This window comes from Opitutus sp. GAS368 (genome assembly GCF_900104925.1).
Classification (GTDB): domain Bacteria; phylum Verrucomicrobiota; class Verrucomicrobiia; order Opitutales; family Opitutaceae; genus Lacunisphaera.
This window is the reverse complement of record NZ_LT629735.1, coordinates 1,348,304-1,370,913: the sequence shown is the minus strand read 5'-3', so window position 1 is coordinate 1,370,913 and position 22,610 is coordinate 1,348,304. Positions and strand designations below refer to the sequence as shown.

The 22,610-nt window shown below is 63.3% G+C and carries 21 protein-coding genes and 2 tRNA genes; 19 read left to right on the top strand and 4 right to left on the bottom strand.

The window, feature by feature from the left end; translation table 11 throughout:
- Positions 1-45: 45 nt before the first annotated feature.
- Positions 46-339 (top strand): hypothetical protein, encoded by a 294-nt coding sequence (locus BLU29_RS05835; RefSeq protein WP_091055871.1) that lies wholly within the window; start codon positions 46-48, stop codon positions 337-339.
- A 33-nt stretch (positions 340-372) separates the two neighbouring features.
- Positions 373-1,272 (top strand): hypothetical protein, encoded by a 900-nt coding sequence (locus BLU29_RS05830; RefSeq protein WP_091055869.1) that lies wholly within the window; start codon positions 373-375, stop codon positions 1,270-1,272.
- Positions 1,273-1,488: 216 nt separating this feature from the next.
- On the opposite strand, the gene BLU29_RS05825 is transcribed toward BLU29_RS05830, so the two are convergent.
- Positions 1,489-1,562, bottom strand: a tRNA-Gly gene (locus BLU29_RS05825).
- A 129-nt stretch (positions 1,563-1,691) separates the two neighbouring features.
- On the opposite strand from BLU29_RS05825, the gene BLU29_RS05820 reads away from it, so the two are divergent.
- Both BLU29_RS05820 and BLU29_RS05815 read left to right on the top strand, forming a co-directional pair.
- Complete coding sequence (locus BLU29_RS05820) at positions 1,692-2,849, top strand: type II secretion system F family protein (RefSeq protein WP_091055868.1); 1,158 nt, start codon at positions 1,692-1,694, stop codon at positions 2,847-2,849.
- Between the two features lie 68 nt (positions 2,850-2,917).
- Positions 2,918-4,174: a sigma-54 dependent transcriptional regulator gene (locus BLU29_RS05815; RefSeq protein WP_091055866.1), complete on the top strand. Its 1,257-nt coding sequence runs from the start codon at positions 2,918-2,920 to the stop codon at positions 4,172-4,174.
- 12 nt (positions 4,175-4,186) lie between these two features.
- On the opposite strand, the gene BLU29_RS05810 is transcribed toward BLU29_RS05815, so the two are convergent.
- Entirely contained in the window at positions 4,187-5,350 is a 1,164-nt protein-coding gene (locus tag BLU29_RS05810; RefSeq protein WP_091055865.1) for an alginate lyase family protein, read from the bottom strand.
- Positions 5,351-5,594: 244 nt separating this feature from the next.
- Here BLU29_RS05810 and carB point away from each other — a divergent pair, with 244 nt between their 5' ends.
- From carB to BLU29_RS05795, 3 genes are all read left to right on the top strand, one after another.
- Complete coding sequence (gene carB, locus BLU29_RS05805; RefSeq protein ID WP_091055863.1) at positions 5,595-8,831, top strand: carbamoyl-phosphate synthase large subunit; 3,237 nt, start codon at positions 5,595-5,597, stop codon at positions 8,829-8,831.
- A gap of 156 nt (positions 8,832-8,987) precedes the next feature.
- Entirely contained in the window at positions 8,988-9,842 is an 855-nt protein-coding gene (gene purU / locus BLU29_RS05800; protein ID WP_091055862.1) for a formyltetrahydrofolate deformylase, read from the top strand.
- Between the two features lie 141 nt (positions 9,843-9,983).
- Complete coding sequence (locus BLU29_RS05795; RefSeq protein WP_157693661.1) at positions 9,984-10,697, top strand: tetratricopeptide repeat protein; 714 nt, start codon at positions 9,984-9,986, stop codon at positions 10,695-10,697.
- A 68-nt stretch (positions 10,698-10,765) separates the two neighbouring features.
- Here the strand turns inward: BLU29_RS05795 and BLU29_RS05790 are convergent, their stop codons facing one another.
- Positions 10,766-11,539, bottom strand: coding sequence for a PEP-CTERM sorting domain-containing protein (locus BLU29_RS05790; RefSeq protein WP_091055858.1), 774 nt, complete (start codon positions 11,537-11,539; stop codon positions 10,766-10,768).
- A gap of 360 nt (positions 11,540-11,899) precedes the next feature.
- Between BLU29_RS05790 and BLU29_RS05785 the strand changes: the two genes are divergently transcribed.
- From BLU29_RS05785 to BLU29_RS18510, 4 genes are all read left to right on the top strand, one after another.
- A complete protein-coding gene (locus tag BLU29_RS05785; RefSeq protein ID WP_091055856.1) occupies positions 11,900-12,196 on the top strand; it encodes a hypothetical protein in 297 nt (98 codons plus the stop codon).
- 455 nt (positions 12,197-12,651) lie between these two features.
- Positions 12,652-12,879, top strand: a complete 228-nt coding sequence (locus BLU29_RS17930) for a hypothetical protein (RefSeq protein ID WP_157693660.1) — start codon at positions 12,652-12,654, stop codon at positions 12,877-12,879.
- Positions 12,880-13,331: 452 nt separating this feature from the next.
- On the top strand, positions 13,332-13,673 hold the full coding sequence (locus BLU29_RS05775) for a hypothetical protein (RefSeq protein WP_157693659.1): 342 nt from the start codon (positions 13,332-13,334) through the stop codon (positions 13,671-13,673).
- 103 nt (positions 13,674-13,776) lie between these two features.
- Positions 13,777-14,127 (top strand): hypothetical protein, encoded by a 351-nt coding sequence (locus BLU29_RS18510; RefSeq protein ID WP_231962318.1) that lies wholly within the window; start codon positions 13,777-13,779, stop codon positions 14,125-14,127.
- A gap of 626 nt (positions 14,128-14,753) precedes the next feature.
- Here BLU29_RS18510 and BLU29_RS05765 read toward each other — a convergent pair.
- Positions 14,754-14,830 (bottom strand) — tRNA-Pro (locus tag BLU29_RS05765).
- A gap of 190 nt (positions 14,831-15,020) precedes the next feature.
- On the opposite strand from BLU29_RS05765, the gene BLU29_RS05760 reads away from it, so the two are divergent.
- The 8 genes from BLU29_RS05760 to BLU29_RS05725 all read left to right on the top strand — a co-directional run bounded on the left by BLU29_RS05760 (position 15,021) and on the right by BLU29_RS05725 (position 22,523).
- A complete protein-coding gene (locus BLU29_RS05760) occupies positions 15,021-15,551 on the top strand; it encodes a LysM domain-containing protein (RefSeq protein ID WP_157693658.1) in 531 nt (176 codons plus the stop codon).
- A gap of 266 nt (positions 15,552-15,817) precedes the next feature.
- Entirely contained in the window at positions 15,818-16,390 is a 573-nt protein-coding gene (locus tag BLU29_RS05755; protein WP_091055850.1) for an NUDIX hydrolase, read from the top strand.
- A 138-nt stretch (positions 16,391-16,528) separates the two neighbouring features.
- On the top strand, positions 16,529-17,800 hold the full coding sequence (locus BLU29_RS05750; protein ID WP_091055848.1) for a CoF synthetase: 1,272 nt from the start codon (positions 16,529-16,531) through the stop codon (positions 17,798-17,800).
- A 179-nt stretch (positions 17,801-17,979) separates the two neighbouring features.
- Positions 17,980-18,672: a succinate dehydrogenase cytochrome b subunit gene (locus BLU29_RS05745; RefSeq protein WP_091055846.1), complete on the top strand. Its 693-nt coding sequence runs from the start codon at positions 17,980-17,982 to the stop codon at positions 18,670-18,672.
- Positions 18,673-18,683: 11 nt separating this feature from the next.
- Positions 18,684-20,606 (top strand): fumarate reductase/succinate dehydrogenase flavoprotein subunit, encoded by a 1,923-nt coding sequence (locus tag BLU29_RS05740; RefSeq protein ID WP_091055844.1) that lies wholly within the window; start codon positions 18,684-18,686, stop codon positions 20,604-20,606.
- Positions 20,607-20,621: 15 nt separating this feature from the next.
- Positions 20,622-21,434, top strand: coding sequence for a succinate dehydrogenase/fumarate reductase iron-sulfur subunit (locus BLU29_RS05735; RefSeq protein WP_091055842.1), 813 nt, complete (start codon positions 20,622-20,624; stop codon positions 21,432-21,434).
- 86 nt (positions 21,435-21,520) lie between these two features.
- Complete coding sequence (locus BLU29_RS05730; RefSeq protein ID WP_157693657.1) at positions 21,521-21,862, top strand: hypothetical protein; 342 nt, start codon at positions 21,521-21,523, stop codon at positions 21,860-21,862.
- Between the two features lie 64 nt (positions 21,863-21,926).
- Positions 21,927-22,523, top strand: a complete 597-nt coding sequence (locus tag BLU29_RS05725) for a cysteine peptidase family C39 domain-containing protein (RefSeq protein WP_157693656.1) — start codon at positions 21,927-21,929, stop codon at positions 22,521-22,523.
- Positions 22,524-22,610 lie beyond the last annotated feature (87 nt).

The window sequence follows — 22,610 nt, the reverse complement described above, 5'->3', positions numbered from 1 at the left end:
AATTCATCGGTCGGGTTTTTCGGGGTTCTCGGCCAGAATGCATCCATGTCCTCCTTCCTCTATTCTTTTAACGGGCTCGCCTCGAGCCTCCTCCTTAATGTCGGCCTGACCTCCCTCGCGGAGAAGCTCGACCCCATGCAGCGCGACGGCGGCGCCATCAAGAATGTCTTGAACATTCGCTCCGCCGCGTTTTGTGACACGGTGTGCAATTTCCAGACCGTAGCTTTCTGCGATACCGTGTGCAATTTCCGGACCGCAGCTTTCTGCGATACCGTATGCAATTTCCGGACCGTGGCCTTCTGCGACACGGTGTGCAATTTCACGCCGCAGGGCTCGTGATGAATCCGGCGCGCCCGGCGGCCGGGTGCGCTTATGTTTAGCCTCGCCGCGTATCGTTACCGCAACGTCCTCGCGTCCGCGGGGGGGCCGATCGAGCGGCTGGAATTCATCGAGACCGAGGTGCTGGGCGAGCGGCGGTTTCTCGCCAACGCCTATTTGAAAGAAGGCTTGGGCCCCAATCAAGCCGGGCGCCAGCTTTACAGCGGCGCCAATGGTAGCGGGGCATCGACCTCGCCGATGGTGGCCCGGTTCATGGCCATCTCGGAGGCCATGGAGCGCTGGGCTCATTGGCAGCTCCAGGCGGATGGCGCCCAAGGTGGCTACGGATTTGAGGTCGATTCATCGACCAATGGCATGTCCGCCTTTCCCGGCCTGTGGCGGCGGCAGGCCCGCGGCGGCGCCCTATTGGAGGCCGCGGAGCGCTTCAACATCCTGCATTGGTGGGAAGGCCACCTACGGGCGACCGAGTCGCCGAGCTACTGGCCGGACGTATCGGCCGCCACGATCCACTCACGGGCGCCAGGGGTGACGGTGATCCTGTTTCGGCGGACCAAGGCCGGCTTCGTCTCCTATGGGCACGCCGCGGCGGCGGACTACGTCACCGCCTGCCGCAAGGCCGCCGGGGAAATGGAGCGGCATGCGAGCGTGGTGGAGATCTTCGCGCGCAATCACGGCGGGCAGCTCCACGGTCAGCTGCCGTCGGACGCCCATCCCATTGAGCGGCGCAGCCTGTTTTTTGCGACCGATCAGGGGCACGAGCTTTTCCTGCAAAGGCTGCATGCCATCCCGACTGGCAAGGCCGCGGAGCCGCGTTTGGTTTTTGACGGACTGATCCCCGGTCCTTGGAGCCGGTATGCGGATGTCTGGCGGGTGCTCTACGTTCCACCCAGCCGCCGCTTCCTGGGCATGGAAGAGGATTATTTTTTCCTCTGAGAATGTTGGCTGGAAAATTTTGGTAAAAACCGCCGGCCCGACACCCTCCTGCGCCAAAGCCTCCGCTGTCGCTCCATGAAGCTATGGCGGACAGGACAAAGGATCGTCTGAGCTGGCCTGCCAGCCGTAGCCACCACACTCCAATCGCAAGTGAAATGTCCTCCTCCGCCAAGGCTTCGGAGGACAGCCTTCGCCATCGCTTCGCTCGGCGAAGGCTGGAGCGGCTAGTCGGAATCGAACCGACGACACCTGCTTGGAAGGCAGAGGTTTTACCATTAAACTATAGCCGCATTTTCGCTGGGAAAGAGTGCCCCCGGCCCCCCGGCCTTCAAGCTTTTGTTCGTTTCTCTTCAGGCCCCGGGGGATTGGGTGGAAAGGGATTGCCGCCGTTGAGCGAATAGGCCTAGCTTGCGCACACTATGGCGACTCCAGCGGCGGCAAAATCTCAGCAATCCAGCGTCAGGGCGGCCCAAGCACTGGCCAAACAGAAATCCCTCGAGAAGAAGGCCAAGACTTACGGACTCGGCCTCGCCGAGCTCTCCATTTTTACCAGCCAGCTCGCTTCCCTGCTGCAAGCCGGTCTGCCACTCGTGTCCTGCCTGGAGGCCCTGCAGGACCAGACGGAGGACCAGATTTTCCGCATCGTCATCCGCGATGTGCGCAACGACATCTCGACCGGCACGTCGTTCTCCGCCTCGGTGAAGAAGTTTCCCAAATCCTTCCCCAATCTCTTCATCTCCATGGTCGAGGCCGGTGAAGCGTCCGGCGGCCTCGCCGAGATTCTCGGCAAGGTGGCCGGCTACTTCGAGTCCACGGTCAAGCTGACCAAGAAGGTCAAGTCCGCCATGACCTATCCGGTCGCGGTCATCGGCCTGGCGATCGCGCTGGTCAACGTGCTGCTGATCTTCGTCATCCCGGTGTTCGCGGCGATGTTCGCGGACTTCGGCGCCAAGCTGCCCAAGCCCACGCAGATGCTCATCGACCTGAGCGATTTCATGAAGGCGATGCCGCCACATCTTGGCGGGTGGACGCTCGTCTTGGCCGCTTATGGCATCTATTTCTTCGGCAGCAAATACATCGCGACCCCCAACGGCCGCCGCCAGAAGGACAACTTCCTCGTGAAGGCGCCCATCTTCGGCAACCTCGTGCACAAGATCGCCCTCTCCCGATTCTGCCGCACCTACGCCACGCTCATGCGTTCGGGCGTGCCCATCCTGCGCACGCTGGAAATCGTCTCGTCCGCCAGCGGCAAGTGCCAGGTCGAGGACGCCTGCGCCGAGATCGCCAAGCACGTCAGCCAGGGCGGCCAGGTCTCCGACATCATGGCGGTCAATCCCTTCTTCCCGCCCATGATGAAGCACATGGTCAAGGCCGGTGAAACCACCGGCAACGTGGACGGCATGATGAACAAGATCGCGGACTTCTACGATACCGAGATCGATGCCACCGTGGGCGCGCTCACCTCCCTGATCGAGCCCTTGCTCATCGTGTTCCTCGGCGTGGTGGTCGGCGGCATCGTCATGGCCATGTTCCTGCCGATCTTCCAACTCGGTGCGGTGGCCGGCGGCCTGCAGTAACCTCCGCCCGGCGCTGAAAGCTCCTTGCCGGCCCGCGGTGACGCGGGCAACTTGCCCGCCTATTTCCCATGCCTTCCCTCCTCATTGTCGATGACCTCATCTCGATCCACGAGATGCTCGAGGCTGTGATCCAGCCGACCGGTTACAAGACCGCGTTCGCGACCGACGGGGAGAAAGGGCTGGCCCGCTACAAGGCGGAGAAATACGACCTCGTGCTCGCCGACATCGACATGAAGCCGATGGACGGCATCACGCTGCTCAAGCAGCTCAAGGCCTATGATCCCACCGTGGTGGTCATCATTATGACGGCCTACGCCAGCACCGAGAGCGCGATCCAGGCCTTGAAGTTCGGTGCGTTCGACTACCTGCAAAAACCCTTCAAGGTCGATGAGCTCATGCAGGCGCTAAAGCGCGGCCTGGAGTTCCGCCGCTCCGTCCTCGAACGCGAGACCTTGGGCACCGCTCCGGCGGTCCAGGCCGGGGATTTCGAGGCCCGGCTCCCGGGGCCCAGCGCGAAGATCAAGCGGCTCATCGCCCAGCTCAAGAAGCTCGCCACGGCGCGCACCCCCGTCCTCATCTCGGGCGAAATCGGCAGCGGCCACCTGGTGGCCGCGGAACTGCTGCATGCCGCCGGCTCGCCCGCGGGCAGCCCCTTCATCACGATCGATTGCCGGCAGAGCTCCCTGGAGACGCTGCGGGCCGGCCTGCTCGGGCAGAATGGCGCGGGCGGCGCCTGGGTGCAGGAGGCCCAGGGCGGCACGCTTTTTCTGCAGCACCTGCAAAGCCTGCACAAGGATGCGCAGGTGGAGATGATTTCCGTGCTCCGCAACAACGCCCATACTTTCCGCCTCGTGTGTTCCAGCGAGGAGGACCTGGAGAAGCTGGCGGAGGAGGGCGGGTTCAACGAGGAACTGTTCTACCGGGTCGCCGCGCTGCCGGTGCACCTGCCGCCGCTGCGCGAACGTCCCGAGGATATCCCGGTCCTGCTCAAGGAGGCGGCCGCGAAAGTCACGAACCCGCAGTTTGATGCCAAGATGGTGGAGTTTGCGGAGGACGCGCTGGCGGCGTTCCGCGCCTATTTCTGGCCGGGCAATTTGTTCGAGTTTACCCAGGTCGTTTCGCGGCTGGTCGCCTCCACCGAGACGCGGGTCATCACCGCGGCCCAGCTGCCGGTCTCTCTCCGCGAATTGAAGGACTGGCCGCCCCTGGCCGACTACCTCGCCGCCCAGGAAAAGGACTATCTCGCCCGCGCCCTGCAGGCTTGCCGGGGGGACAAGGCCCGCGCGGCCAGGGCGCTCGGGATTGACGTCAGCCGCTTCGGTTGAGGCCGGCGCGGCTCACCGCACCCACAACACGGGATTGCGGATCGGAAAGTTCCGGCGGATTTCCCCGACCGTCGGGTCCGGGTCGAGCTTTTGCCAGAGTTCCAGCCAGTCGCGCCGGCCGGTGGCGAGCGCGCCGAAAATCAGGCTGGGCTGCCGCACCGGCCAGTTGTCCCAATACATCACGTCGGGTTTCACGAGTTCGTTCGTCGGCTTGGCGGCGCCATCGGGCCCGGGCGCGGCCCGGTGGACGGTTTTCAGCCAGAGATTCTTGTCGGCGAGAAACGGCGCGAGCCAGGTCACGCCTTGCGCCAGGTTGCGGCCGTCGGGCAGTGACCACGTCATCAGGTTGTCGCCGGGCGTGGAGCACACGACGGCAAGCGCCGTCATCACGTCGAGGTTGAAAATGGAATAGCCGTAGGGCTTGGTGCGGCGCAGCTCCTCGGGGAAACTGCCGTCGGCGGCGAGCTGGCCCGGGAGCAGGACTCCCTTCAGGCGCGCCCGGCTCTCGGCCAGCGCGGCCTGGTCGCCGGTGAGCCGGGCGAAACAGGCGATCTGCAGCCAGGCGCAGGTGCCGTGGTTGTTCTTCGCGTTGCTCTCCTCGACGCCGTAGGGATGCGTGCGCAGCCAGTGCAGGTAGTCGCGGAACCAGCCGGTGAGCGCGGCGTCCTCGGCCGGGGTCAGCGCCTTCGAGCCGCGCAGGGCCTCGACCCCGAGCGCCACCTCGGCGAGGTGCAGGGTGTCGATCACCCCGATGCTGCGGCCGGTGCTGCGACCCTTGATGGCCTGCGAGTAGAGCAGGCTGGGGTTCATCCGCGTGGCCGGGTCGACAAACCACTTGTGCGCATGGCGCACGGCGGCGGCGGCGAAGCGTTCGTCGCCGCTGACGCGCCAGGCCGCCGCCAGCGCGCCGAAGTCCCGGGCAAAGCCGAGCAGCAGCTGGCGGTGGGCGACGAAGTTGTCGGGATTGGTCAGCCCGTCGCGCTGGAGGTAGGGACCGGCGGGATTGGCCGGGTCGGGCCACCAGTAGTCGCCCTCGGAGGAAAAGTCGTGCGGGCCGCCGGCGCTGCGGGGGTTGACGGCCGTGGTGATGCTGCGCGGTTCGCTGGCCAGGGCCGCCTCGGCGACCTGGACAATGCGGGGGCGTTCGAAGGCCTGGAGGTTGAAATCGAGGGGCATTTGATCGGAGGACAGAGGAAAGAAGACGGAGGACAGATCTGGAAAGGGGTGGCTGGAGCGGTCTTCGGTCTCCGGTTCTCTATCCTCCGTCTTCTGTCCTCGGTTCTCCGTGCCGGCAAGGCATCAGATGGTTGCATCGTTCAGCGCCGGCCCGGCGTTTATGTCACCGGAACGCCGTCGGATTTGCTCAATTCCCGCTTGCGCCACCCTAGGGGCGACTCAAACCTCGTTGAAATCTACGCGCATGCCCAAACGCACCGACCTTAAGTCCATCCTCATCATCGGCGCCGGCCCCATTATCATCGGCCAGGCCTGCGAGTTTGACTACTCTGGCACGCAGGCGTGCAAGGCCCTCAAGGAAGAGGGCTACAAGGTCATCCTCGTGAACTCCAACCCGGCCACGATCATGACCGATCCGGAGTTCGCCGACGTCACCTACATCGAGCCGCTCACGGTCGAGATTCTCGAGAAGATCATCGCCAAGGAACGCCCGTCCGCGCTGCTGCCCACGCTGGGTGGCCAGACCGCGCTCAACCTCTCGATGGCGCTGCACAAGGCCGGCATCCTCGAGAAATACGGCTGCGAGATGATCGGCGCCAAGCCGCCGGCGATCGAGATGGGCGAGGACCGCAACCTGTTCAAGGAGGCCATGCTCCGCATCGGCCTCGACGTCGCCAAGTCCGGCGTCGTCCACACGCTCGAGGAGGCCCGCCTCGCGGCCGAGAAGATCGGCACCTTCCCGCTCATCATCCGTCCGAGCTTCACGCTCGGCGGCACCGGCGGCGGCATCGCCTACAACCGCGAGGAATTCGAGCAGATCGTCAACGGCGGCCTCGAGGCCTCGCCGACCCACGAGGTCCTCGTGGAGGAATGTCTCCTCGGCTGGAAGGAATACGAGATGGAGGTCATGCGCGACCATAAGGACCAATGCGTCGTCATCTGCTCGATTGAAAATTTCGACCCGATGGGCGTCCACACCGGCGATTCCATCACCGTCGCTCCGGCCCTCACGCTCACCGACAAGGAATACCAGGTGATGCGCGACGCCTCGTTCGCCGTCATCCGCGAGATCGGCGTCGAGACGGGCGGCTCCAACATCCAGTTCTCCATCGACCCGCAGACCGGCCGCCAGGTCGTCATCGAGATGAACCCGCGCGTGTCGCGTTCCTCGGCGCTGGCGTCCAAGGCCACCGGCTTCCCGATCGCCAAGATCGCCGCCAAGCTCGCCGTGGGCTATACGCTCGACGAGCTGCGCAACGACATCACGCGCCTCACGCCCGCCAGCTTCGAGCCGACGATCGACTATATCGTCACGAAGATGCCGCGCTTCGCCTTCGAGAAGTTCCCCGGTGCCAACACCACGCTGACCTCGGCCATGAAGTCCGTGGGCGAGGCCATGGCCATCGGCCGGACCTTCAAGGAGTCGTTCCAAAAGTGCCTGCGCTCGCTCGAGATTGGCGCGCGCGGGTGGGGTGGCGGCGGCAAGTTCGGCGGCGACGAGCTGCCCGACGAGGCCACCATCCGCCAGAAGCTCGGCACGCCGAACGCCGAGCGCGTGTTCTATCTTCGCTGGGCGTTCATGGCCGGCCTCACCGAGGAGGACATCTTCAACCTTTCCAAGATCGACCCGTGGTTCCTGCGCCAGCTGCGGGAGCTCCACGAGATGGAACTGGAACTGAAGAAATTCACGCTCCAGACCATCGACATCGCGCTCCTGCGCCGGGCCAAGCAGTTCGGCTTCTCCGACGCCCAGCTGGCGCACATCCTGCAGTCCGATTTCGACACCGCCCGCGCCCACCGCAAGAAGGCCGGCATCCACACGACCTTCCGGCTCGTCGACACCTGCGCCGCCGAGTTTGAGGCGTTCACCCCCTACTACTATTCGAGCTACGGCGATGAGAACGAGGTGAAGCCCTCGACGAAGAAAAAGATCATGATCATCGGCGGCGGCCCGAACCGGATCGGGCAGGGCATCGAGTTCGATTACTGCTGCGTGCACGCGTCGTTCGCCCTGCGCGAGGCCGGCTTCGAGACCGTGATGGTCAACTCGAACCCCGAGACCGTCTCGACCGATTACGACACCTCCGACCGCCTCTACTTCGAGCCGCTGACGCTCGAGGACGTGCTGGAGATCTACGAGCAGGAGGGCTGCATCGGCGCGATCGCGCAGTTCGGCGGCCAGACCCCGCTCAATCTCGCCAGCGCGCTGAAGGCCCGCGGCGTGAACATCATCGGCACCTCGCCCGAGAGCATCGACACCGCCGAGGACCGGAAGCTCTTCGCCGCCGTCCTCGACCAGGTGGAGCTCAAGTCTCCCGCCAACCGCATCGCCATGACCGAGGCCGAGGCCATCACCTCCGCCGCCGAGCTCGGTTACCCGGTGCTCGTGCGTCCGTCATTCGTGCTCGGCGGCCGCGGCATGTTCATCCTCTACAGCGAGGCCGAGCTGAAGGACGTCGTCCGCCAGGTCTTCGACGTGATGCCCGGCAAGCCTGTGCTCATCGACAAATTCCTCGAGGATGCCATCGAGCTCGACGTGGACTGCATCAGCGATGGCGAGACGACGCTCGTCGGCGGCATGCTCGAGCACATCGAATATGCCGGCGTGCACTCCGGCGACGCCGCGATGGTGATGCCGCCGCACACGCTCTCGAAGGAGATGCTTGGCACGGTCAAGCTGGCCACCTACGCGCTGGCCAAGGCCCTCAAGGTCGTCGGTCTGATGAACGTCCAGTTCGCGATCAAGGACAACCAACTCTATGTGCTCGAGGTCAACCCGCGCGCGTCGCGTACCGTGCCGTTCGTGGCCAAGGCCATCGGGGTGCCGCTGGCCAAGCTCGCCGCGCGCGTCATGGCCGGCGCCAAGCTGAAGGACCTCGGCTTCACCAAGGAAATCCAGCCGAAGCACTGGTGCGTGAAGGAGGCCGTGTTTCCCTTCAACCGCTTCCCCGGCGCCGCGATCATGCTCAGCCCCGAGATGCGCTCGACCGGCGAGGTCATGGGCATGGACGACGATCTCGGCATCGCCTTCGCCAAGACCCAGATGGCCGCCAAGCCGGCGCTGCCGCTCAAGGGCAAGGTCTTCATCAGCGTGAAAGATGCCGACAAGCCGCACGTCGTGGAACTTGCCAAGGGCTTCATCGAACTCGGCTTCACCGTCTGCTCGACGACCAACACGACCAAGCTCCTGCAGGCGCAGGGCGTCGCCGTGCAGCCGGTCTTCAAACTCAACGAGGGCCGGCCGAACTGCGTCGACATGATCAAGAACGGCGAGATCTCGCTCGTGGTGAACACGCCGCGCGGCATGATCCCGCGCCACGACGAGAACGCCATCCGCGCCGCGGCCTACGCCAACAACGTCTGCATCATGACGACCATCACCGGCGCGCGCGCCGCCATCAATGGCATCCGCGCGATGAAGGCCAAGCTCGTCGACGTCCGCGCACTGCAGCTCTACAAGGGCAGCGTCGTGCCGATGTGACGGAGGGGGCAAGGGGCGGGCTGGTGGTCGCCGGGTTCCATATCGGCGACAGACCTCAATAGGAAAACCGGCACCCGCTCAAAAACCCGGCGATGTTTCGCCGTGATGACACACTTTGCCCGTGCCCATCGGGCAACCCGTGGTTAGTTCCTGCTCATGAAGCCGCCTGCCACGCTTGTCGCCCTGCTGCACGGCCCCGACCAGCCGGGCATCGTGGCGAAGACCGCCGGTTGGATCTTTGCGCGGCACGGGAACATCCTGCACGCCGACCAGCACCGCGACATGGAAGCAGGCGAATTTTTCCAGCGCATCGAGTGGGTCCCCGCCGGCGCCGACGCGGCACAGGAGGCCGCCGACCTTCACACCTTTGCCGCGACGCTCGGCATGGCGGCGCGCGTGGCGGTGTCGCCCCACCGCGCCAAGGGCGTGATCTTCGTCTCGAAGGAGGACCACTGTTTCCACGACCTCGCGCTCCGCTGGAAAGCAGGGGAGTTTGCCGGGGATTTTGCGTGCGTGATTTCCAACCACCCGGACCTGGGGGACGTGGCGCGGCACTATGGGCTGGCGTTCCACCACGTGCCGGTGACCTTGGCGACCAAGGCGGCGGCCGAGGCGCAACAGTTGGATATCCTGCGCGCGACCGGCACGGAGTTCGTGGTGCTCGCCCGCTACATGCAGGTACTGTCGGAGGATTTCCTGAAAAAAGCCGGCCAGCCGGTCATCAACATTCACCACTCGTTCCTGCCGGCGTTTGCGGGGGGCAAACCCTACCACCAGGCCCACGAGCGCGGGGTGAAGCTCATCGGCGCCACGGCGCACTACGTCACCGCCGTGCTCGATGACGGTCCCATCATCCAGCAGGACGTCGTGCGCGTGACCCACCGGCACAGCGTGGAGGACCTGGTGCGCAAAGGGCGTGATTTGGAGAAACTTGTGCTGGCTCAGGCCCTGCGCTGGCATCTGGACAACCGGGTGCTGGTCTACGGCAACAAGACCGTGGTTTTTGATTAAGGCCCGGAGGCTTTAACCACTAATCCACACTGATATATCACTAATCCGGATTGGTGAGGCCTGAGTGACCATGAGTGGTTAAAAGGGTTTTGGTCTTTTGCCTTGAGACGCTCCGGCACGCCGCTCAACCTGCGCGGTTCCATGAGTCAACTTCCCCCCGCCGACCAGTCGCCCCAGGCCACCACCCCGGTCTACGAGCCTGCCTTTGAAACCGCCGTCCAGACGTTCTGGGTCAAGAACCGCCAGGGCATCCTGGTGATGTGCGTCACGGCGCTGCTGGCCATCATCGGCACCTATGCGTGGCAGGCCGTCGCCGCCGGTCGCGAGTCGGACGTGCAGGCCGAATACGCGAAAATCGCCGACCAGCCCGCCAAGCTCGAGGGCTTTGCCGGCGCGAATGCCGGCCACCCGCTCGCCGGCGTCGCCTGGCTGCGCCTGGCCGATGAGAAATTTTCCGCCGGTGACTTCAAGACGGCCGCCGCCGATTACCAGAAGGCGGCCGGCAGCCTGAAAAACGAGGCCCTCCTCGGCCGCGCCAAGCTCGGCGCCGCGGTGAGCCAGCTCAATGGCGGCGACGTGGCCGGCGGTTCGGCCGCGCTTAAGGCCGTCAGCGCCGACACCACGCTCGGCAAGGGCGCGCGCGCGGAGGCGGCCTACCAGCTCGTCTCGCTTGCGGCGGATGCCGGCAAGACGGACGAGGTGAAGAAGCTCGCCGAGGAAGTCTCGAAGATCGACGCCACCAGCAGCTGGGCGCAGCGCGCCACCCTGCTGGTCATCAGCCCGGCCATCGCGGCCAAGCCCGGCGACGCGAAGCCCGCGGATACCGGCCTCAGCTTCAAGACGCCCGGTAAGTAACCGGCGCCATACTCAAAACGAAAGCCCGCCAATCCGGCGGGTTTTTCTGTTTTTGGAATCGATTCCGTTCAGGCGACCCGTTGTAGCCGGCGCCGGCGGATCAACACGCCGGCGAGCGACACCACGCCGAGAATGGCCGCGTAGGTGGACGGCTCCGGGATGGCGGTGGCTGAAGCGGTGTAAGAGAAATTGTCTATTGCGAGCGTGTTCCAGCTGGTGCCCGTAGTGGCGGTATTATCCAACCGGAAGGTGACTTGGCCGGACTGGTTGTTGAGAACGCTCAGCTGGGCTCCCGTGAGGGTGATGGTCGTGAGAGTAAGGGGATTTTGCGCCGGGTTGTTTGTGTAGGAGGTCGAAGCCAATTGAGTGAAGGTCCCGCTGGTTCCGATCTGGTATTGCAATTGAAAAGTGCCTGCGGTTCCTGCGCTGTTCGGAGTGAAAAGTTGAAAACTCAAGCCGTTGAAATTATAGCCCGCAGTATTGGTCAGAGAGAATGTGATGGAACCGTCCCGACTGGACGCGTCGCCAGCGCGCCAAGCGAGCGCGCGATCGCTGCCGGAGGACAGGCCCGCGGACCAAATCTGCCCGGCCCCGGGCAGGTTGCGGAAATAATTGGCGGTCGAGGCCGCGGCGTTGTTGGCCACCGGGGTGGTGTTCCAGGTGAAAGCAGACCCATTGCTAGTGGCGGTCGAATTTGTCCAGACGCCCCAGCCGGCGGGCAAGGCGGTTCCGAGGGAGTTGAAATCCTGCGTGTAGCCGGTGGTGATTGCGATCTGCGCTTGCGCTGTGCAGCCCAGGCCCAGCAGCGCCAGGCTCAGCCATCGATGGAGCGGTGTTTTCATGCACTGATTTATGCCGCAATCGTGAGCTGACGCCGAAAGGCCAAACGACCCCTTTTAAGGCGGTGATTTTGCGGCCACGTTCCGACCGTCTGTCGCCCGGTAGCTATTCACAGCGGGGCAGTTTACCGATACCTTAACTCCATGGCCCTGTTTTTTACGATCCCGCCGCTTGCCTAGGAAGCCGCAAATTAGCTCCAACTCAGGATTGGAAGATATTCGTTAGCGTCAGTTTTTCCTAGAGTGAGGACCACCGGATTGGAACAGGTTGATTAGCTTCAGCGCCAGGGCACCCTTATTAAGCAAACTCCGTGGACAGAAAACCCCGCGGCCTGCATCCTAAATCCACATAAGGGCGGCGAATTGCTCCACGATGCTGGCGACCAGGTTTTGCGTCATCTAACCGCGGCCTACGAGGCGCTGTTCAAGCTATGGAAACTCGGCGAATCACCGGACAAGGATCTGCTCGCTGCAAGGGGCAAAGTCATGAACGAGATTTTCCCACACGCGCACCCAGTGGAAACGCTCGCCTTCGCCGTGGAGACCGTCCTGAACCTGTATTATCCGACCGATCTTCCGACCTCTTCGCCGCTCCAGTTCTTCCGCCAACGCGAATGGAAGATCGTGCCCAATATGGCTTACAAGGGGGTCTGGCACTAAGATTCATTTCGTGCCTATGGTAGCTCGTCACTGATTCCGAAGAAAGACGTGCTTCCTAGCCTGCACCCGTGTGTTTGCGTGGCATTCGGCCGGAGCAATCGTATGGCGGGCTCGTGTGGGTCAGCTTGGTCGTGCGCTCGGCGTCGTCGATATGGACGGTATTCGTCGCAAACTAGGCTCAAAGTGGGCCTATCGACTTAGAGAGAGCATCACACTCAGCAGCGAGGAGGATTGGCAAGAACTGCTAGCCCTCCTTGCTGGCGGACAATTCACCCTTGAGCGAACGTTCGGAGGCGTTAATTGAATCCTAAGCTGAAACGCTTTTACGGGCCATAATCGCGGAGTCAGGAATTCACCCTTGGTTTTCTTCAACATGATAACCCGTAACGCCCTGCACTTTTCCTGCGTGAAACGGCGGTTGGCATATACATAGTTAGGCGTAGAAAAACGACGCGATGCAAACTCCCATTCACGACCCCAATTCTGTTTTCGCCACAGTCGCCCCGGCTGACACGCCACGCGTTATGGAAGCGCTGCGGAAGAAGAGAGTGAGGTTTAGCGTTTCTAATAATCCTGAGCCACAAGCCGACGAGTCGGGAGAGGACATTTTCTGGTTCTTTCCGACTGACGATATTCCCCGCATTCAAGCGACCATCCGTGAAGTCATTTCCAAGAAAGCCTAACCAATCCTCGCAGCCAACCCCACCGGAGGGTGGCTGAACTCAACGTTAGGCAGAACATCCTCTCCGTGCGTTCTCCTGAAGAAATCGCTGCAGCCCAAAATGTCACCGTTGTCCGTCTTATTGGCGTCGATCAGCCGCGTGTTCGTTACGGAGCAGAGAAGGAAGATTGGGGCGCAGATCGTAAGCCGTGTCACGATTGCGGCGTTTCAAAGGGGCAGCTTCATGTCCCAGGATGCGATGTAGAGAGATGCCCGGTATGCGGAGGACAAGTGATCTATTGCGACTGCGAAGAAGATGCCTAACCAGCCACTAGAGCCAACGTTCCCCGTCCCGCCTGATTCGCCCATGCCATCCCCGCTCTCGACTCCGTTCTCTTTTCGGGTGAGCGTGGCTCACCTTTAACAATCGGCGAACAGAACATGCCAGGCAGAGGATTTAAGATTCCCGAGGACATGTTACCCGAATTGCGCGGGCTTTCTTCCCTTGCCCGAAAAGAAGTCATCAGGGAGTGGTCTCGGATTACCAGAAAGTCGGGCACGGCGCTCGCTCTCGGGTTCATCAGCGCGCTCGGCGTATTCCTATTATTCGTTTGGCTCGGCCCATTGTGGGCGGATGTGCACGACTCCATCGCGAAGTGGTTCCTAGTATTCTGGACAGTTCTCGTTGCCATGGCTGCCGGTTTGTTTTGCGCCTATTCGGTCACACTAGAGGAAGCAGCAGCAATAGCACGGAGGCTCATTGAGCAGACGAAGAAAGAGCCGATCCAGTTGCCAGAGACAACGCGCGGGAAGTGACCGTGGTTCGCATGGCCCAGCTCCGCTCCACCTCTCCCCTAATTTCAGGTTCAGAGCGCGCTCGCCCGCGCGTGTCTCATCGTTAATGATCGGCGGAATATAGATGAAAGAAAGTCCATGGCTGCTTTTGGCTGCGATACCAGGTCTGCTTCTGGCGGGCAGCACCTTCGTGGTCCTCATTGTTTGGATTCTGTGTATCGCGGATATTTTTATTGGCAGCTATGCTCGTGTCTTCAGGGGTGGCGACCGCATCGAGCTAGACAAGTATCAGGGACTAATACTCCCACTCGATTGGTTGAAGAAGAAGATGCGAGCCAAGACTTGGTGGCAGTTGATCATTCGGATTTGGCTTCTCGGCGTAGCCTTGATTCTGGCCTCTGGCTCTTACTTCATAGTCGTAGGCTTATTGCAGAAGGACGCCGTCCGTCTCGTCACTATACCGAGCAAGAACTGAGTGCGCTGTTTTCCATCTCATCCGACCGAGTCCTGTTTTATCAAATGCTGTTCTATACGGCAGGCCGCAAAGGAGAGGTAGCATCCTTGGTCTGGGGAGACTTCACACTGAACAATCTTGAAGCGGCATCAGTTACGTTCCGCGCGAATGTCACAAAAACAAAACGGGAACGCGTCGTCCCTCTTATTCTACCTCTGGCTCAAAAACTGTGGATTCTCCGAGGAGAACAATACCGCAACGACTCCGTTGTTTTTCAGTGCATTCCGACGCGCAAACAACTGCTTCGTGATCTGTTCTCGGCGGCAATAGAACGCAAAGACGCTCTTGGTTGTGTCGTTCACTTTCATGCCTTCCGGAAAACGGCGCGGACACTCGCCATTGCGCATGGGGTGAGCGAGCGCGTGTGTGACGCGATACTTGGGCACGAAAGCGAACACCGGATGGGCACTCGATACACTGATATGCGCGGTGTTCCCCTGAGCGACTGGCTGAAACTGCCCTGGTTGGGCAGGGGAGGGGATAACGCACAACTACACTCACTCGTTTCACCTGAAATGCCCAATATTCGGCAGTTGGTCCTCCAGCTTGTCGAAGCTGTTAAAGTCCATTCATCAGACGGAAGAGAATGGTCGGGGCGACAGGATTCGAACCTGCGACCTCCTGGTCCCAAACCAGGCGCTCTACCAGGCTAAGCTACACCCCGTTAAGTGCGAGGCATGGGACGCGCTGCGGAGCCAGGTGTCAATGGCCAGGTTACCTGCCTCGTAAAACCGCGGGCCGACCCGCCCGGGCAAGAGGTTAGGGAGGTCAACCGGGGTGAAAAGTGCCTATAAATGCTTCTTGCGTCGTTACAGGAACCGCCCGTATATACGCCCCCTCAATCTCTTAAACAAATGGATACTCTTTCTCGCGATAGTAACAGCTCCGGCAGCGTCTTGCCTCTCGTTGGCGTGATCGCCGGCGGTCTCGCCTTGGTCCTCTCGATCGTGGCTCTCGTCAAACTTTCCACGCTCCAAAAGACCGTGGGTGAGCACACGGAGGCGATCTCCAGCAAGATCCCCGCCCTCGAGGCTTCCGTGAGCGCCGCCTCGGCCAAGGCCGAGACCGACATCAAGGGCCTGCGCACCGGTATCCAGACCGCCCTCGACCAGGTCGGTAACGAGATCGGCACAATCAACGCCAAGCTCACCAAGATGGAGGAGGCCATGAAGAAGCCCGCCCCCGCTCCGGGCAAGGGTGGTGCCGCCGCCGCCCCGACCGGCGTGCTGAACGCCGACGGCACCTATTCCGTCGCCCCCGGTGACACGATCTCGAAGATCGCGAAGAAATTCGCCGTCAAGGTCGATGCCATCGAAGCCGAGAACCCCGGCCTCGACCCGACCAAGCTTAAGGTCGGCCAGAAGATTCACATCCCGAAGAAGTAATTCCTCGGGAAATAAATTCGATGCCTCCCAGACCTTGCGTCGCGGAGGCATTTTTATTTTGGCGGGACGAGCAAGGTCTTTGGCCACGGATGCCACGGATGGCACGGATGGGTTTTATTTGTAGGAGCCTGCTTGTCGGCGATTCGGGCCGCCCTGCGAAATGCGATGCACGGAATCGCCGGCAAGCAGACTCCTACAACTGACCGGCGTTTAATATCCGTGATAATCAGTGGAATCCGTGGTTAAAAACATCCCCGACCAATCCCATGGCTGAACAACCGCCGCCGCCGAAACGTTGGAAAAAACTGGGCGCCCGCACGGTCGCACACACGCGCATCTTCGACGTGCTGAGCGTCGACTTCCACCATCCCGCCCGGCCGAAGCCACAGGATTTTTTTGTCATCCAGCCGCCCGACTGGGTGAACGTCGTGGCGCTGACCCCCGCGCGGCACCTCGTGCTCGTGCGGCAGTTCCGCTACGGCATCGATGATTTCTCGGTGGAGATTCCCGGCGGCGTGATGGATCCGGGCGAGGACGCCATCGCGGCCGGCGTGCGCGAACTGCGGGAGGAAACGGGCTACGTCGGCACGTCCGCGCGGCTGCTCGGCAGCGTCCACCCGAATCCGGCCATGCAGAACAACCGCTGCCACCTTGTGCTGGTGGAGAACGCCCGGCCGGTGGCGAAACTCGACTGGGACCCCGACGAGGAATTCGAGATCATGACCCGTCCGGTGGACGAGGTCTACCAGCTGGCCTACGCCGGCGGCATCACCCATGCGATGGTCCTGGATGCGCTGCTGCTTTTCACGCCCGTGTGGGCCGGGCTGAAAAAAGCATGAAGCACCCTGCAGGCTCCTGTTCCGTTGCCACGTGCTCGTGGCCCGGGGTTTGTCCCGAGAACTCCGTCCTCCCGCGGATTCACGGGCCAAGGCCCCCGTTTGACTTTGCCGGCGGCCAGCGTTAACTCCCCGGACCCAATGGAATCCACCGCGCCCGCTTCCGTCTTTGCCAACGCCCCCGCGGCGTTGGGTGCGGCCGGTCCGGGCGGCCTGCCGGCGCCGTTGGAGCAGGAGGTCCGTGCCATCTACCGGCGCAGCCCGCTTTACGGCCAGCGCTTCCCGCTGCACACCGAGCCGCTGCAGTGGTCCTGCTACCGCGAAATCCCGGTGCTGACCAAGCAGGAGATCCTGGACCGCGGGCACACGGCGTTCTTCGCCGATTACGCGGAGATCGAGCGCGGGTTCGCGCAGAAGAAATACGAATACGAGCACACCTCGGGCTCCACGGCGCGGCCGATGACCGTGGTGATGGAGGACGGCTGGTGGAACGCCCAGCTCAAGCGCGCCTACCTCGCGCACCCGCAGCTGGCGCAGTATGCGGAGCGGCCCTACCGCAAGGCCGTGCTCGCGCCGATCGGCTGCTCCAGCAACCTTTGCCCCTACGAGGACCATCCGTTCCCGCACCGCTATTTCGACGGCACCGTCTACCTGAACCTCTCGAGCGATCCGTTCGTCTTCGCCGAGGCCGAGTGGGACCGCATTGTGCTGGAGCTGCAGGCGCTCAAGCCCGAGGTCATCGAGGGCGAGCCCGTCTATCTCTCGCTGCTGGCGCGGGCCGTGAAGAAACGCCGCGTCAGCGTGCCGAGCGTGCGCACGATCATCCTGACCTACGGCAAGGCCAGCCGGCAGCACAGCCGCCGCCTCGCGGAGGTTTTTCCCGGCGCCGTGCAGGTGGATCTCTACGGCTCGACCGAGGCCGGCTACATTTTCGTGGGCGACGCGTTTGCCGACAACCTGCGGGCGATCGACGGCAACGCCTTCGTCGAGCTCGTGGCCTGGCGCCCGGAGCTGCCGGAGGTTTTCCAGATCAACGTGACGACACGCGACCGCGAGGCGATGCCGCTGCTGCGCTATTTCACCGGGGATATCGTGCGGCGCACGCCCGCGGGCTACCGGATCCTCGGGCGGGAGCGGGACCTGTTCTTCAGCGCGGATGGGCGCGTGGTGTCGGCGTTCGAGATCGACGCGGCGATGCCGGAGAACTTCGCCTGCTGGCACTGGAGCCTGGTGCAGGGCTCCGACAACCGCTGGGATTTCCAATACGTGGCCGATGAGGCGGCGCCGGCCGGGCTGGATCAGGCGATCGCCGGGGCGCTGGGCGAGGGGATGCGCGTGAACCTGTTTCGCCGGAAATTCATCCAGCCCGCGTCGAGCGGGAAATTCGCGCTGCTCAAGCCGCTGGCGCGCTGAGGGCGCGGCGGGCCGCGCCGCCAGCCGGTGGGCGCCCCGGGCCGGGCTTCTCAGGTGATTTAGACCCCCTAATTAATCGGGGGCCGGGCCCGGCGAGGCCTTTACATTATTTGGGTGCGTTGGTCTATTTAGCGGGTCAGGCCGCCCGCACACCCGCCACGTATCCCAGCCTCCCCGCGATGAATCTTCTTGGTTCACTCTTTCAGTCGTCCATCGGAAAGAAATTCCTGATGGCCTTCACCGGGTTGGTGCTGTTCGGGTTCGTCACCGGGCACCTCGTCGGCAACCTGCAGATTTTCCTGCCGCCGGCCAAGATCAATGCCTACGCGCACATGCTTGAGTCGCTGGGCGCCGCGCTGTGGCTCATCCGAGCCTTCCTGCTGCTCTGCCTTGTGATCCATGTATGGCTGGCGATCCAGCTCACGCTCGAGAATCGCGCGGCCCGTCCGCAGGCCTACGGGGTCGAGCACGTCAACCGCGCCACGCTGGCTTCCCGCATCATGGCCCGCACCGGCCTTGTCGTGCTGGCGTTCATCCCGTTCCACCTCGCGCATTACACACTGCGCCTCGGCCATCCGGGCTGGGGCGAACACACCTTCAAGCTCGCCGACGGCACGATGGTGCGCGACGTCTACAGCATGATGCTGCAGGGCTTCGGCAACCAGCTCGTCTCGGGCTTTTATATCCTCGCCGTCGGCATCCTGGCCTACCACCTCAGCCATGGCATCGTCAGCTCGATCCAGACGATCGGCCTGAAGAACGAGAAATGGACCGGCCAGCTCCAGCGTTTCGCCACGGCCTACTGCTGGCTCTATTTCCTCCTCAACGCAGCCATCCCGCTCGCCGTGCTCGGCGGCTTCGTCCACGCCTGATCTTCTCCGCCATGGCCAAACTCGAATCCAAGGTCCCCTCCGGCCCGCTCGCCGACAAGTGGCGCAAGCACAAGACGGAGATCAGGCTCGTCAACCCGGCCAACAAGCGGAAATACGAGGTCATCGTCGTCGGGGCCGGCCTCGCGGGCTCCTCCTGCGCCGCCACGCTGGCCGAGCTCGGCTACAAGGTGAAGAGCTTCGTCTTCCACGACAGCCCGCGGCGGGCGCATTCCATCGCCGCGCAGGGCGGCATCAACGCGGCCAAGAACTACCAGAATGACGGCGACTCGGTCCACCGGCTCTTTTACGACACGCTGAAGGGTGGCGACTATCGCGCCCGCGAGGCCAACGTCCACCGCCTCGCCGAGGTCTCGGTCAATATCATCGACCAGTGCGCGGCGCAGGGCGTGCCCTTTGCCCGCGAATACGGCGGCCTGCTCGCCAACCGCTCCTTCGGCGGCGCCCAGGTGTCCCGCACCTTCTACGCCCGCGGCCAGACCGGCCAGCAGCTCCTGCTCGGCGCCTACAGCGCGCTCTCCCGCATGGTCGGCGCCGGCGGCGTCGAGCTGCACACCAATTCCGAGATGCTCGACCTGGTCGTCGTCGACGGCCACGCCAAGGGCATCATTGTCCGCGATCTCATCACCGGTGCGGTCACCCGCCACAGCGCCGATGCCGTCGTGCTCGCCACCGGCGGCTACGGCAACGTCTTCAATCTCTCCACCTACGCCCGCGGCTCCAACGCCACGGCCATCTGGCGCGCCTACAAGCGCGGCGCCTGTCTCGCCAATCCCTGCTACACGCAGATCCACCCGACCTGCATCCCGGTGAGCGGTGACTACCAGTCCAAGCTCACGCTGATGTCGGAATCCCTCCGCAACGACGGCCGCATCTGGGTGCCGAAACGGAAGGAGGACGCGAAGAAGAACCCCGCCGACATCGCCGAGGCCGACCGCGACTACTATCTTGAGCGCATCTACCCGGGCTTCGGCAACCTTGCGCCGCGCGATGTCTCGTCCCGTGCCGCGATGCGCATGTGCGATGAGGGCCGCGGTGTCGGCGAAACCGGCCTCGGCGTCTACCTCGATTTTGCCGATGCCATCAAGCGCCTTGGCGAGCCGGCCGTCCGTGAGCGCTACGGCAACCTGTTCGACATCTACCACGAGATCACCGCGGAGAACGCCTACCAGACGCCGATGCGCATCTTCCCGGCCGTGCACTACACGATGGGTGGTCTGTGGGTGGACTACAACCTGATGTCCAACATCCCGGGCCTGTTTGTGCTCGGCGAGGCGAACTTCTCCGACCACGGCGCCAACCGCCTCGGCGCCTCCGCGCTCATGCAGGGCCTGGCCGACGGCTACTTTGTCATTCCTTACACGATCGGCGATTACCTCGCCGGCCAGAAGCCCGGCTCGCGACCCGCGACGGACCGCGCCGAGTTCAAGCAGGCGGAGGAGAACGTCACCGGCATGACGAAGCGTTTCCTGTCCAACCAGGGCAGCCAGCCCGTCAGCCATTTCCACAAGCGCCTCGGCAAGATCATGTGGGAACACTGCGGCATGGCGCGCACCAAGGCCGGTCTCGAGGCCGCGCTCCAGAAGATCCCCGCGCTGCGCGAGGAATTCACGGCCACGGTCAAGGTGCCCGGTTCCGCCGATACACTGAACCAGTCGCTCGAACAGGCCGGCCGCGTCGCCGACTTCATCGAACTCGGCGAGCTGCTCTGCCGCGACGCGCTCACCCGCGAGGAAAGCTGTGGCGGTCATTTCCGCGAGGAATTCCAGTGGCCGGACGGCGAGTGCAAGCGCGACGACGAGAAGTTCGCGCACGTGGCCGCCTGGGAATACCAGGGCGAGGGGAAGACCCCGCTGCGCAACACCGAGCCCCTCAACTACGAGTTCACCAAGATGAGCGTCCGCTCCTACAAGTAAGCCGAGGCCCCTCCCATGGTCGCTCCCACCAGCAAGAAACTTTTCTCCGTCACCCTAAGGGTCTGGCGCCAGGCCGGCCCCGCCGCGCCGGGCAAGTTCGTCGACTATCCGGCGAAGGGCGTGAATCCCGACATGTCGTTCCTCGAGCTGCTCGACGTCGTGAACGACGGGATCACGCTCAAGGGCGAGGAGCCGATCGCGTTTGCGCACGACTGCCGCGAGGGCATCTGCGGCACCTGCTCCTGCACCATCAACGGCAAGCCGCACGGTCCGGGCAAGGGCATCGCCACCTGCCAGCTCTACATGCGCAGCTTCCAGGAGGGCGACACGATCATCGTCGAGCCCTTCCGCGCGAAAGCCTTCCCAATCCAGAAGGATCTCGTCACCGATCGCGCGGCCTTCGACAAGATCCAGCAGGCCGGTGGTTTCATCTCGGTCCGCACCGGCGCCGCGCCGGACGCCAACTCCCTGCCGGTGCCGAAGGAGGACGCCGACCTCGCGATGGACGCGGCGGCCTGCATCGGTTGCGGGGCGTGCGTGGCGGCGTGCAAGAACGCCAGCGCGATGCTCTTCGTGGCCGCGAAAGTTTCCCACCTCGGCCTCATGCCGCAGGGCCAGCCCGAGCGCGACAAGCGCGTGCTCGCCATGGTGCAGACGATGGACGAGGCCGGCTTCGGCAACTGCACCAACCAATACGAGTGCAGCGCCGTGTGCCCCAAGCTCATCTCGCACGATTTCATCGCCCGCCTGAACCGCGACTACGTGGCGGCGCTGTTCAAGGCCAGGTTCAAGCCGGCTTCCAATGCGGCGGGCGGCGGGGCGGGCTGATTCCTTTCCAAGCTGTTACGGTTACAGGGTTGGACGGACGGGCACGGGGGTGTTGTTACCACTCACATCCCCTAACTACGGCCCATATGAAAACTGTCCTCCGTTCCCTCGTGATGAGCGCCTTGCTCATCTCCGTTACGCCGGTGTTCGCCCTGGCGAATACTGTCCCGGCGCCGCTCGCGGTGTCGCAAACCAAGCTGGCGTCGGCGCCGACGATCGTGTCGCAGCACACGGCCTTGTCCGCCGCCGAACTGGCGAAATATCAGCAACTGGAGCAGGCCGCCAAGGCCGAGACCGAAAAACAGGCCGCCGGCGAAGGCTTGGATAAATCCACGTGGATTATCATCGGGGTTATCGCCGTGGTGGTCGTTGTCGCAGTCGCGGCCGGCGGTGGCGGCGGCGGCGGTAGTGGTGGTGGCGGATATTGATTTCCCGCGAACCCAAACTGGCAACACCCTGCCGGTCGGTTTCCGATCGGCAGGTTCCTTTCTTGTGAGCATCTCCATCCGGTTGGCGGCGGTTCTCGCGGCCCTGCTGATGGGGGGCTGCACTTCGGTGAAGTCGTTCCGGGGGCTTTCGCTCACGGGCGACAGTCTCTACGTCAGCGGGCTGCCGCCGCTCCGGCAGAACCAGGATTACGCCTGCGGGCCGGCCTGCGTGGCGGCCGTGGCCGCCCACTGGGGCGTCGGGCTGGCGGAATTCAAGGCCAAGTGCCCCGCGGCTCCGCAGGACACCACGGGGCCGGACCTGCGGGCCATCGCTGAATCGCTCGGCCTCCGGGGCCTGGTTTACCAGGGCTCCATGTCTGACCTGCAGGACAACCTGAGCCAAGGACGGCCGATGATCGTCATGATTCCGCAGCCACCGAATCCAGCCTTGCGTCAGGCCGGGCTGATTGGCGCCCTCGCCTTGTCCGTGAGCGAGCATGTGCCTCATCCGTCGCACTGGGTGGTGGTGATCGGTGTCACCGCCGATCACCAGGTGATCGTGCACGATCCGGCGGCGGGTCCGTTACAGATCGAGTCGGCGGTCTTTGAGAAATGGTGGCGGCGGATGAACCACCTGTGTGTGTTGGTCGTCCCGGGGTAGCCGTGGCTTTTTGCCCTCGGCGCAAGCCTTTGCACGATTCTGCAACTTTCCCGGGAGCGGGGGTGTTCTTCAGGCATCAACCAACTG